Annotated in this window: 10 protein-coding genes and 2 pseudogenes; 2 read left to right on the top strand and 10 right to left on the bottom strand. The window is 61.4% G+C overall.

Going from position 1 to position 11255, the window contains the following annotated elements; genetic code table 11:
- Window positions 1–276: 276 nt before the first annotated feature.
- Both M3461_23350 and M3461_23345 read right to left on the bottom strand, forming a co-directional pair.
- Window positions 277–567, bottom strand: a complete 291-nt coding sequence (locus tag M3461_23350; protein ID MDQ3777076.1) for a hypothetical protein — start codon at window positions 565–567, stop codon at window positions 277–279.
- A complete protein-coding gene (locus tag M3461_23345) occupies window positions 564–887 on the bottom strand; it encodes a hypothetical protein (GenBank protein ID MDQ3777075.1) in 324 nt (107 codons plus the stop codon). Before M3461_23345 ends, M3461_23350 begins: the two co-directional genes overlap by 4 nt.
- 249 nt (window positions 888–1136) lie before the next feature.
- On the opposite strand from M3461_23345, the gene M3461_23340 reads away from it, so the two are divergent.
- Window positions 1137–1319 carry a hypothetical protein gene (locus tag M3461_23340; GenBank protein MDQ3777074.1) on the top strand — a complete coding sequence of 61 codons (183 nt, stop codon included), beginning with the start codon at window positions 1137–1139 and terminating at the stop codon, window positions 1317–1319.
- 217 nt (window positions 1320–1536) lie between these two features.
- Here M3461_23340 and M3461_23335 read toward each other — a convergent pair whose 3' ends face one another.
- The 3 genes and pseudogenes from M3461_23335 to M3461_23325 all read right to left on the bottom strand — a co-directional run bounded on the left by M3461_23335 (window position 1537) and on the right by M3461_23325 (window position 2917).
- Entirely contained in the window at window positions 1537–1947 is a 411-nt protein-coding gene (locus tag M3461_23335; protein MDQ3777073.1) for a hypothetical protein, read from the bottom strand.
- Window positions 1948–2076: 129 nt separating this feature from the next.
- Complete coding sequence (locus M3461_23330; protein ID MDQ3777072.1) at window positions 2077–2559, bottom strand: hypothetical protein; 483 nt, start codon at window positions 2557–2559, stop codon at window positions 2077–2079.
- 199 nt (window positions 2560–2758) lie between these two features.
- Window positions 2759–2917: pseudogene (locus tag M3461_23325) on the bottom strand (chromate transporter).
- Between M3461_23325 and M3461_23320 the strand changes: the two are divergent.
- Window positions 2918–3223 carry an MGMT family protein gene (locus M3461_23320; protein ID MDQ3777071.1) on the top strand — a complete coding sequence of 102 codons (306 nt, stop codon included), beginning with the start codon at window positions 2918–2920 and terminating at the stop codon, window positions 3221–3223.
- A gap of 44 nt (window positions 3224–3267) precedes the next feature.
- On the opposite strand, the gene M3461_23315 is transcribed toward M3461_23320, so the two are convergent.
- The 5 genes and pseudogenes from M3461_23315 to aceE form a co-directional block, all read right to left on the bottom strand.
- Window positions 3268–4440 (bottom strand): PHB depolymerase family esterase, encoded by a 1173-nt coding sequence (locus M3461_23315; GenBank protein ID MDQ3777070.1) that lies wholly within the window; start codon window positions 4438–4440, stop codon window positions 3268–3270.
- Window positions 4441–4465: 25 nt separating this feature from the next.
- On the bottom strand, window positions 4466–4876 hold the full coding sequence (locus M3461_23310) for a CopG family transcriptional regulator (protein MDQ3777069.1): 411 nt from the start codon (window positions 4874–4876) through the stop codon (window positions 4466–4468).
- A 486-nt stretch (window positions 4877–5362) separates the two neighbouring features.
- Window positions 5363–5650 carry a PKD domain-containing protein gene (locus tag M3461_23305; protein ID MDQ3777068.1) on the bottom strand — a complete coding sequence of 96 codons (288 nt, stop codon included), beginning with the start codon at window positions 5648–5650 and terminating at the stop codon, window positions 5363–5365.
- 175 nt (window positions 5651–5825) lie between these two features.
- Window positions 5826–7236, bottom strand: a pseudogene (locus M3461_23300) (sorbosone dehydrogenase family protein).
- Between the two features lie 413 nt (window positions 7237–7649).
- Window positions 7650–10325 (bottom strand): pyruvate dehydrogenase (acetyl-transferring), homodimeric type, encoded by a 2676-nt coding sequence (gene aceE, locus M3461_23295; protein MDQ3777067.1) that lies wholly within the window; start codon window positions 10323–10325, stop codon window positions 7650–7652.
- Between the last annotated feature and the right edge of the window lie 930 nt (window positions 10326–11255).

The following is an 11255-nucleotide window of genomic DNA, read 5'->3' as shown; positions in this document are numbered from 1 at the left end:
CCCCAGATAAAGCACGTGACGCTGTATCACCCGCCCGTCCGAAAGGCGCCTGTTCTCGACAATGCTCCAATAGCGGTGCTCTTTGCCGTCCTTCTTGCGAGTCGTGGCGCTGTAGAAACATGACGGCTACTTATTATGCACAGAATCTCCCTCCTGAAAACAACCAAGGTCTTCACTACAGCCATTTTTCGCGGATTTGTTGCGGTGCTGGATTTACAAAACAAATAGTTACGATTGGCGACGTGGCCCCAAAGCCGGAAAACGAGGTCGAATCGGCTAAGTCGGGTTAATGCCTCTTGCTTTGTAGGCTGGCTCGAACAACCCCAGCAGGCGATTCTTGCCCCAATACTCTTGCCAAACCGGATCGCGCGGTCGCCCGAATGCGGCCATGCGGACATCTTCATCGTCAATGGAGCCTGCTTGGATGTTTGAACAGTCTACGACAACGGAAGCAATGACGTCGGGTTTCGGCAATGGGAACTTGGTGACCTTTGCCAAAATCTTTTCTTGAAGCCGAATTAACTGCGCTGCGGTTCGGAAGTATGGGTTGTGATGATCGCTTTTCAACAAAAGGCCGTAGATTCCTTCGTTGCCACTTGTCCTTCAATGTGTGCTGCCACATCGTCGCTGTGCTCGATACGAACGAGCTCCATCAAGTATTGAACTTCGTCAAAAGATGCGGCAAAGTCCACGGAGGTCGTGTTGTCAGGGTTTACTTGTCTCTCATACTCGAGGCGTACTCCAGACTCCTCCAGCCAGTATGCGAAAACCATCTCGAACCAAATTGATCTGTCATCGAGTGCGGCCTGATAGCGTGCCAAGAGTGCCTCAAAACGCCCGCAATCATGCAGATATGCCGCAACGTCTCTTATGTCATCGAGGGACATTGTTGGTACTCTGTCCACTTTATAGGAAGGCGAGTTGAATTCTGTACGTTCATGGCTGTCGCGGATCGGCGTAATGGAGCCAGTTTGGGTGGGCTAAGAGGATAGGAAGTTCAACGCTGTTTTGCAGCAGGTTGTAACGTCGGAGGAGCCGGCCGGTGTGATCCGGGGGCGCGCGGGAGGCGGTAAGAGCCCGCCCGGCGGGAGCTGGGTGGCTGTCGGGCTTCAGGGTGACGGACAGGCGAGGGCCGGATGCCTGGACGGGTCGCGCGAGACGGTACTCTCGGTGGACCGCGGGGATCGCCCGCACATGTGGCCATCTACGGCGGCAAGCTCACGACCTATCGCGCGACCGCCGAGTGCGTGATGCAGAGGGTTTTCCACGTGCTTCCCGGGAGAGGCGCCTTCGCGGACACCCGCAACGTCTCCCTTTGATGTGGAAGGCTGTGGTCGAAGGGACCCGAGAGGCCGGGCTCGCCGCACGAAATACCGGCGGGAACCCGCGGAGCCTGCGAGCTTGGCGGCACTATGGGTTCTGGTCCGACTACGTCGGCCGACCGGTTATCCGAGGATAGGGGCTGGAAGGGGGGCCAGAAGGCTGGACGCCGGGTCGGTATGTCCGTGATCCCGACAGGCGGCCCGGGCTGACGAGTCATTGTGCGATGGCCTGTTGGACCGCGCACCTGAAGCTCGGCGGGTCGATGGCCGGAAACCGGTACAGCTCGGGCTCGATCCGCGCAAAGTACTCCGCCAGGCGCCGTCGATCGATGAGGTTGCGGTCGAGCATCTCGCGCACGTCGGCGAGATCCTGGCGGTGAGCGCGCTCGAGCTTCGCGAGCGCCTGCGCGTACACGTCGAAGTGATAGAAAGCGACACGCCCCACCTGCGCGATGAAGATACCGCGGTCCTCCCACCCGGGCGGGACGGGGATGAAGTCCGCGGGAGACGCCATCTCCACGTTGATCCGCAAGCGCTCCTTCAGGGAAGGGATCGCGCGTAGCAGCGCATCGTCCTCCGGCCGCATGACGAAGTCCACATCGATCGTGGAGGCGCGCCACCCCATCAGCCCGCGGTGGTGCCGCCCACCAGATAGATGCGTACGTCCCCACCCGCCGCGCGCCCGAACGCCTCCATCAGCCGGCGGATGCGTGACGCGTCGGCTAGCTCACGCACGCGGCGGCCCGCTCGAAGCTCACGAGGCGCCGTACCAGCGCGTTGTAACGACCGTGCGCCGGTCGGGATCGGAGCGGGCGAGCAGCTCGTAGAGGCAGCGCTCCGGATCCGATTCCGTTCGCGGAACGCGCAGGCCAAGCTGCCGGAGCCGTGGCGCCCCGATCGAGACAAGCAGCGCTGCGACGGTCTGTCGATGCTGCCGCAGGTCGTCGAGTCCCTCCTCGATCAGGTCGCCACCCGGAAGATCGGCCGATCGGGAGAATTTCATGGCCGCGACATCGCTGCGGATCCGAGGGTCAGGGATCTCCGAGATAGGGGAAGCCTCCCCTGCGCCGCCGCGACCCTGGGCTTCCAAACCGGAAGGCATGGCACCACGTACGACTTCATTACTCTGAAGTCCGAGTGTCCCGCAGAGGAGTGCGGCGGTGGATCCTGCTTCCAGACCCGTGAGCTCCCACCCGAAGCCGGTACCGGTCGAATGGCATTTATAGATCCGGGGCATAGGCAAAATAAACGCCCTTTTCATCAACAGGCACGGGGAGTTCCATCCGAGTCCTAAGAAGTCCTAAGGATAGGAAGTTCAACGCTGACTCGCAACAGGTACTGTAACATTGGAGGGCCGGCAGGTGAGCCGCGGGCCTGCGCGGGGCGGGAAGATCCCGTTTGGGCCAATCCCGGCCGAGCTCTGGGTGGCTCGCGAAGGGTGCGGCATCGGTGCCGGCCGGCCGCAGCACGTGCCAGGCGAAGAAGACCGCCAGGTTGACGACGACCCGGCGGGGATGCCGCTGAGCGGCGCGGTGTGCCTCGACCAGTGGGGCGCCGCAGAGGATGAACAGGAACGACGGCAGGAAGGTGAAAAAATGACGACGAACGCCCGCATCTATTCGATCGTCGCAAAAATTCCTCGCGGCAAAGTCGCGACCTACGGTCAGATCGCAGCGCTCTCCGGTATCCCTCGGGAGGCGCGAAAGGTCGGCCGTGCGTTGCATGCGTTACCTGTGGGATCGGACGTGCCCTGGCAGCGAGTCATCAACGCGAAGGCGGAGATCAGCCGGCGGAAGCGGTCGGAAGCTCACCTCTTGCAACGCCAGCTTCTGGAGGAAGAAGGAATTGTCTTTGACGAGCACGGTCGTGTGAATTTCAAACGGTTTCGCTGGCGACCCTGATTCCGGCACGTCCGGCACATCGATGTGAACAAGATTTGTCCGCCTTAGTGACGGGTGCGCTGGGGATGCTCCCAAAAGAAACGAATCATTTCCTGCGTCGCGTCGGGGCCTTTCGGATCGGTGAACGAGCCGCTTACGCTTCCTCCTGACCACGTATGACCGGCCCCGTGCACCAGCCAATGCTCAGCGATAGCTTGTCCACCTGCATCGTGATAAACCGTACGCGTGTAAGCATGACCTTGAGCGACTTGGCCGCGCTGCACGGTGGCCCGATTGCTCACGCCGGCTCGAGTATCCGAGTTGCCGTTTGCCCCGACGCCGCGCGATTGAGCGGCCACCTGGTCGCCGTTGCAAGGGTGCACGGTAGTATCGCGATCGCCGTGAAACACGATGGTCGGCACATCGCACACGGTCAATTCGCCTGCGGCGCCGATCCCCATTCGGCCATTCGCTGAACTGCTTTGCCGCATCGCGGCGAACGCGGATGGCACGTCGTGTGCCGCTGCGTAGGGCAGTCCCGAATGCACTCCAATCGCCGCATAGACCTCGGGGTAGGTCATCCCCATGGTCACTGCCATCGCCCCGCCGGCCGACAGCCCGGCCACGTAGACCCGCTGCGGATCGATAGAATACGAGCTCATGATCTGCCGCGTCATGCCGGCAATGATGGAAGGTTCTCCCCGATCGCGGCGCTGATCACTTTGCTTGAACCAATTCCAGCATTTTGAAGGATTGGCGCTCTGCGCCTGCGCGGGGTAAAGCACGAAGCACTGCTGTTCTTCGGCAACCTGATTCATACGCGTGCCGGCGGCGAAATCGTCCGGATTCTGCGTGCAGCCATGTAGCATCACGACCAACGGCAGCGATTGTCCGCGATAGCCGCTGGGAATGTATAACTTGTAAGCACGGCTTCCTGCCTGGTTGGTATACGACCCCGTGATGAATTTCCCTAGAGGAAGACCGTCAGGGATCCGGCTGGGAATGGGTTGCGGCTGAGGCGCTTCGGCAGGACGCGCCGCGCCCAGCGGTTCTTCGTTCATGACGCGGAAGATGCCCTCGATCGGAACCCTCTCGGTCGAGGCAGCGGGTTCGGTTGCGACCGGCGTCAAACGCGGACCAGCAAGCACCCGTTGGATGACCGAGGTTGCTTCCTGGAGTCGACCTGCTTGCATAAGCCGCAACACTTCGGGCATTCCGGCGATCATTTTTTCGTTCATGCTCTTGAAATCTCCTGTCTGAAAGTCATTGGATCCGACCGGCCAAGGCGGCTCTAATTGTCGGGCTCGCCTGCAGCACGCCGAGGACGAAAATCGAGTCGATGGTGGCGCGCGCAAGCTCGACGGGCACATCATCGGCGATGCTTGCCAGCCCGAGCACGTGGATCTGAAGTTTTTGTCCGGCCGCGCGCACTGCCTCAAGGTCTTTTCGTGAGTAGCGTTGCAGCCCAAGCGCCATTGTCTTACGGGCCATTGCCTGCTTGACCACTTCGGCATGGGCCGCAAGTTGATTGCGGATCGACGTGCGGATGAAGTCGGTGCGGTTGGAATAAAAACCCTCCTGCACCAACAAGTCGATCTGTCCCAGATCGACCACGCCCAGATTGATCGTGATCTTGGTTTCGCCGGCCTTCGGCCGTAAGTCATGCACGCTCATGAAGCCTCGCCCATCTATGTACCATCTGCACGGATGGTATATCTAGCGGAACGATGATGTCAAGACCTGAGAGCCGTTGGGGCCGATCCCGGCCGAGCTCTCGGTGGTTGTCGGGCTTCAGCGTGACGGACAGGCAGGGCCGGATGCCCGGACGCGAGTCCACCGGTGCCGGTCGAGCGACGTAGACAGGCAGGAAGGTTCGGAGTGGGATGGCGCCTAGCCCGATCTTCTTTGCACCTTTTTCTCTATCTCTTTGATTATAATGGAAAGGGCGGCACTATGAACTTCGGTGGGGTGCGATATGGCAAGTTCGTATGCATGCACCGGCGCTGCAAAGGGCGCCAGCAAGGGGGCTACCTGAGGGCGCCAGGCTCGCGACGTGGTACGCCATCCCCTGGTTCTCATCCAGGCCTTTGGGCCCTCGCAGTGTTCTTCTCGCTCATGGTCTTTCCGCCGCGATCTTTTTATAGGCATCGTAGGCTTCGCTCACCGCGTGGTCTCGCTCGCGCCGATGGGCGGCGTCCCGTCGCCGAAATCCCATTCGAAGGCTAACGGGTGGCCATCCGGGTCACTGCTCTCATTTCCGCTGAAGGCAACCGGGAGCGGGACCGGGCCATTCGTCGGCGTCGCGTTTCCGACCGCCGCCGGGGCGCGGTTGGCGGAGCCGACGAAGGCGATGCGGCGCACCTGGCCGCCGTTGGTAAAAGTGGTGTAATAAAGCGCCTGAGTGCCCTCGTGCGGGCCGAAGATGAGGGTGACGGCGCTAACCGACATCGGTGCCGAACGGGATTGCGGTATGGGATAGCGTCAGGGAAGCTCTTTGAGCGCTTCCACCCCTCCGCAGGAAGCCCCGATCACGCATGCTGGCCCGTACGTTAGTGTAATTGCGAAATGAGGTTCCAAGCCGCTCCACCGGGGTTAAGCCTCCCGCCGCGGAAGTCATGCCTAGCTAGCGCGACGCCGTTGTGCCGGATCCGGTATAGGTAACCCACCAGACGACGTCTCCGCCGTCGTCCGCGACGAGCAACGAGCCGTCCGGCAAGACCGCGAGCCCGACCGGTCGTCCGTACACCTCGGACTTCGCTTCGTCGGCGATGAAACCCGTCAGGAAGTCCTCCGGTGGGCCGCTGGGACGACCCGCCTGGAAGGGCACGAAGATCACCTTGTAGCCCGCGAACCGCGAGCGGTTCCAGGAGCCGTGCTGGCCGATGAAGGCGCCGCCGCGGTAGCGCTGCGGGAAAGCGCTGGCATCGTAGAACGTGAGACCGAGCGACGCCGTGTGCGCGCCAATGGCGAGATCGGGGACCACCGCCTTCGCCATCAGATCCGGCCGCTCGCCCTTCTTCCGCGGGTCCTCGTGCTGCCCGAAGTAGGAGTACGGCCAGCCGTAGAACGCTCCCTCCCGAACGCTGGTCAGGTAGTCGGGCACCAGGTCGTCGCCGAGCTCGTCGCGCTCGTTCACGACCGTCCACAAGATCCGCGTCCCGGGTGCCCAGTCCATTCCATTTGGGTTGCGCAGACCGCTCGCGAAGATGCGCATGCCGCTACCGTCGGGGTCCACCTCGAGGATCGCGGCCCGCCGCGGCTCCTTCGCGTCCAGGCCCTCCTCGTCCACGTTCGTCTGGGAGCCCACGGATACATAGAGCTTGGAGCCCTCGGGGCTCGCGACGACGTTGCGGGTCCAGTGGTTGTTGTAGCCGCCCGCGGGAAGGTCCAGGACCTTCTCCTCCTTCCCCGTGATCTTCGTCTGGCCCTCGCGGTAGGGGAAACGCAGCAGTGCGTCGGTGTTGGCGACGTAGAGCCACTCGCCGAGAAGCAGCATGCCGAAGGGCTGGTTGAGACCGGCCAGGAAGGTCTCGTGCACCTCCCGCTTGCCGTCGCCGTTCGCATCGCGCACTAGCGTGATGCGGTTGGCCGAGGGCCCCATGAGGCCCGCGTCCTCGATCGCCTGCCGCACCGGCTCGGGGATCTCCCCGCCCAGCTTCTCCGTGTTCGACTCGGCCACCAGCACGTCGGCGTTCGGCAGCACGTAGAGCCAGCGGGGATGGTTCGAGCCCGTCCGCGTAGAGGGAGACTCGAAAGCCCGCCGGCGCCGCCGGAGTCTTTCCTTCCGGCCAGCGGATGATCTTGGGGAATTTCGTCGCCGACTCCGTGTGGAAAGGTGGGGGGAAAGCCGGGGCCTTGGCGGAGGGCAAGGGCGCCGCGTCGCGCGCGGCGACGAGGGCCTCGGTCGTGGGGTCGTCGGCCTCCTTCTCCGCGGGACGCGCGCAGCCGAGAACGAATGCCAGCGCCGCCGCGAGCGAGAGAGCCAGCAGCGGACGTTCGCCAACCGCGCCTCCAACGTGGCCCGTTCCCGCCATGACCGCGTAGCTGTGTATTGTCGGTGTCATCGATGGTTTCCTTTCTTCATTTTGACGACGCGCAGTCTCGTTGACTTCCGGCTCGGCAGCGGCTTCTCCAACTTGCGGCGCGGGCCGCGCTTCAGGCTCTTTCCGGGGCCGTTCGCGTTTCGCCACTTCCGGCCTCGCCTCCTCGCCCACTTCCAAGGTAAGAATCGGAGAGCCTTCTAAAACCTTGTCGCCGACTTTGGCTTCCATCTCGCGCACCCCTCCGGCCTGTGGAGAAGGCACTTCCATCGTCGGCTTCTCGGATTCGAGCGCGATTAGCGAGTCTTTGGCTGATGACATCGCCGGGAGCGACCGGAACCTCGATGAGCGGAACACCCTTAAAGGCGCCGATGTCCGGCACGCACTTTTCGGTTAGTGGTCCCAAGCTACACCGTGATCGGGTTCGGTTTGTCTGGACTGATCCCGTACTTCTTGATCGCCTCGCTCACTTTGGCCGCGGGAATTTGGCCTTCGCCCGCGAGCGCTTTGAGCGCGGCAAGCGTCACGTAGCGTTGGTCCACTTCAAAAAATTGGCGCAGCTTCTCTCGCGTGTCCGAGCGGCCAAAACCGTCGGTGCCCAGCACGTAATAGCGCCCGGGCACGAATTCGCGGATCTGATCGGCGTATGCTTTCATATAGTCGGTCGCGGCGATGACCGGGCCTTTGCGATTTTTCAAGCAGGCAGCGACGTACGATTGCCGCGGAGAGTCTTCCGGGTGCAGCAGGTTCCAGCGCTCGCAATCGAGTCCATCGCGCCGCAGTTCATTGAAGCTCGTCGCGCTCCACACATCCGCTGCGACACCCCAGTCCTGCGCGAGCAAGTCCGCCGCCGCGATCACTTCGCGCAATATCGTTCCCGCCCCCAGCAATTGCACCCGCAGTTCCGGAGTTCCCGTTTTTTGCCGGGACAGGACCGCTTCCTGGAACAAGTACAGTCCCTTCAGAATCCCCTCTTCCGCAGCACTAGGCAACGCAGGATGCGGGTATTTTTCGTTCATCACCGTTATGTAGTAGAAAACATCTTCCTGTGCGGCAAGGATTCGCCGTAAGCCGTCTTGAATGATAACCGCGAGCTCATAGCCGAACGTTGGGTCGTAGGAAATGCAGTTGGGTATGGTCGCCGCAACGAGATGACTGTGCCCGTCCTCATGCTGCAAACCTTCTCCATTCAAAGTCGTGCGCCCGGAAGTGCCGCCGATCAGAAATCCGCGTGCACGCGAATCTCCCGCCGCCCACGCGAGGTCGCCGGTGCGCTGGAAGCCGAACATCGAATAGAAAATGTAAAACGGAATCATCGGCAGCGAGTGCATACTGTACGAAGTCGCCGCGGCCAGCCACGACGAGATCGAACCTGCCTCGGTGATTCCTTCTTCCAGGATCTGCCCCTTCCTGTCCTCGCGATAGAACGTGAGTTGCCCCGCGTCCTGCGGCTCATAGAGCTGTCCCACCGAAGAATAAATTCCGAGCTGGCGGAACATGCCTTCCATTCCGAAAGTGCGGCACTCGTCGGGAACGATCGGCACCACGAACTTGCCGATTTTCTTATTACGGATCAGCGTATTCAGAATGCGCACGAACGCCATTGTGGTCGAAATCTCGCGGTCTTCAGTGCTCTTAAGCAACGCCTCGAATGCGTTCAAAGGCGGGATTTCGAGCGGCTGGGCTTTGCGCCTTCTTGAGGGTATTGATCCACCCATGGCGCGCATCCGCTCCTTGAGGTATTGCATCTCGGGACCGTCTTCCGCCGGTTTGTAGAACGGCGCCTCGCCGATTTGTTTGTCGGAAATCGGAATGCGAAAGCGATCGCGAAAAGCGCGCAAAGCGGAATCGCCAATCTTCTTTTGCTGGTGCGTGATGTTCTGACCTTCCCCGGCTTCGCCCATTCCGTAGCCTTTCACGGTCTTGGCGAGAATCACGACCGGCTGCCCCTCGTGCTTCACCGCCGTCGAGTAGGCTGCATAGAGCTTGTGCGGATCGTGTCCGCCGCGATTCAGGCGCCACACGTCTTCGTCAGTCATATTGGCGACCATTTCAAGCAACTCGGGATACTTGCCGAAGAAATGTTTGCGCACGTACCTGCCGTCGTTCGCCTTGTAGTTCTGATAGTCGCCGTCCACCGCTTCTTCCATTCGCCGCAGCAGGATCCCTTTTTTATCTTTCGCGAGCAACGGATCCCAGTAGCTCCCCCAGATGACCTTGATGACGTGCCAGCCGGCGCCCCGAAACACGGCTTCCAGTTCCTGAATGATTTTGCCGTTGCCGCGCACTGGCCCATCGAGTCGTTGCAGATTGCAATTGACGACGAAAATCAGGTTATCGAGCTTCTCGCGCGAAGCGAGCGAAATCGAGCCCAGTGACTCCGGCTCGTCCATTTCGCCGTCGCCCATGAACGCCCAGACCTTGCGTCCTTGGGTGTCGAGAAGCTCGCGGTCCTTAAGGTACTTCATGAAGCGCGCCTGATAGATCGCCATGATTGGCCCGAGACCCATCGAGACTGTCGGAAACTGCCAGAATTCGGGCATGAGCCAGGGGTGCGGATACGAAGACAGTCCTTTTCCGTCCACTTCCTGTCTCAACTTGCGCAGCTGATCTTCGGTCAGCCGCCCTTCGAGAAACGCGCGGGCGTAGATACCCGGTGCGGAATGGCCCTGGATGTAAATCAGGTCGCCGCCGTGGTTGTCGGAAGGCGCGTGCCAGAAATGATTGAAGCCGACGTCGTAGAGCGTCGCTGCGGAGGCAAAGCTCGCGATATGCCCGCCTAGCTCGAGATCGTTTCTGTTCGCATGCACGACCATGGCGAGGGCGTTCCAGCGCACATAAGAGCGAATGCGGTGCTCCAATTCGTGGTTGCCCGGAGAGCGTTCTTCCAGCGCGGGGGGGATGGTGTTGATGTACGCGGTGTTGGCGCTGTGCGGGAAATAGACCCCGGAGCGCCGCGCCTTGTCAATCAGCTTTTCGAGCAGATAGTGCGCGCGCTCGGGGCCCTCGTATTCGAGGACCGATTCGAACGCCTCGAGCCATTCCTGGCTCTCGCCGGGATCTATATCGGGGAGGACTGGCATTTGGCGACTCCAGTTCTTTCAGTTTGCGCCGGAGTAAACAGACGGCGTTGCCGTTGGCTTCAATGAGGCGAGTTAGAGCAACAGCAGCCGGTGTAAGGAATTATAGCCAATCGGGTATCGCCTAAACTCAGCTCGAGAGAACTCAACGGATTGCTCAAGTTCGCGAACGTGCGCGATCGGTCTATGCAATGCGCGAGCATCCCGCGCGCCACCGAGCATGACAATGATTGACGGGGGTACTACTACGGCCGGGATGAAGGCGGCGCTTCGAGCTTCCCGGCCGGTGGTTCAATTCCCGCGAGCTGCAAGCCATTCTCGTGCGTATAAGAAAGATAAACGAGCTTTTTTGTCAAGAGACACAGTACTGCTGGGCTCGTGAGCTGTCAAGTATGAGTCTTTTCGAAACATGGTATAAGTCTGGACGTGTGGGGGTGTTTCCAGCGAGGTATGAGTCTTCGAGACCGACGTCCTGCACAACACGCTCTCGAGACCAGCCGCTCATCATCGGCCGCGAGGCACATTGCTCGCACACCAGCGCGCGCTGCAGACGACCGGCCGCAAGGTCGCGGACCCGTCGTCGTCCGCAAGAGCCGAACCCGTTTGGGCCGTGGCCGGGAGGTGTTGAACTGGTACGACGCGGCCAACACGGCGACCAAGACAACCTGTGAACGGCGCCCGCGCCTTTTGCCTTGGGCCAAAGGGAGTGCTATCAGATCCCGCTTGGCGCTTCCCCTACGACGCGGATCGCGAGCGATGCGGACGTAGACTCCGGTCGACATGCACTGCCCGCAGAACACCGCACTGCGAGTCACCAGGAAGGCTACCCCTGCGGCCAGGCCACCCAGCCGCTGCCGCGGTACCGCGGCGGGAGCGCACCAGGGTGAATCGCCTCCGCCAGGATCTCGAGGCTCTCCACGAGCCGCGGGCCAG

Source organism: Pseudomonadota bacterium (genome assembly GCA_030860485.1).
Classification (GTDB): Bacteria; Pseudomonadota; Gammaproteobacteria; order JACCXJ01; family JACCXJ01; genus JACCXJ01.
Note: the sequence above shows the minus strand (reverse complement) of the source record. Positions and strands in the feature narration are given on the sequence as shown.

Bases quoted from the DNA above. Each gene is read 5' to 3' on its own strand.
- M3461_23345 (MDQ3777075.1), bottom strand. From the start codon at position 887: ATGTCCCTCGATGACATAAGAGACGTTGCGGCATATCTGCATGATTGC.
- M3461_23340 (MDQ3777074.1), top strand. From the start codon at position 1,137: ATGCCTGGACGGGTCGCGCGAGACGGTACTCTCGGTGGACCGCGGGGA.
- M3461_23335 (MDQ3777073.1), bottom strand. From the start codon at position 1,947: ATGGGGTGGCGCGCCTCCACGATCGATGTGGACTTCGTCATGCGGCCG.
- M3461_23330 (MDQ3777072.1), bottom strand. From the start codon at position 2,559: ATGCCCCGGATCTATAAATGCCATTCGACCGGTACCGGCTTCGGGTGG.
- M3461_23320 (MDQ3777071.1), top strand. From the start codon at position 2,918: ATGACGACGAACGCCCGCATCTATTCGATCGTCGCAAAAATTCCTCGC.
- M3461_23315 (MDQ3777070.1), bottom strand. From the start codon at position 4,440: ATGAACGAAAAAATGATCGCCGGAATGCCCGAAGTGTTGCGGCTTATG.
- M3461_23310 (MDQ3777069.1), bottom strand. From the start codon at position 4,876: ATGAGCGTGCATGACTTACGGCCGAAGGCCGGCGAAACCAAGATCACG.
- M3461_23305 (MDQ3777068.1), bottom strand. From the start codon at position 5,650: ATGTCGGTTAGCGCCGTCACCCTCATCTTCGGCCCGCACGAGGGCACT.
- aceE (MDQ3777067.1), bottom strand. From the start codon at position 10,325: ATGCCAGTCCTCCCCGATATAGATCCCGGCGAGAGCCAGGAATGGCTC.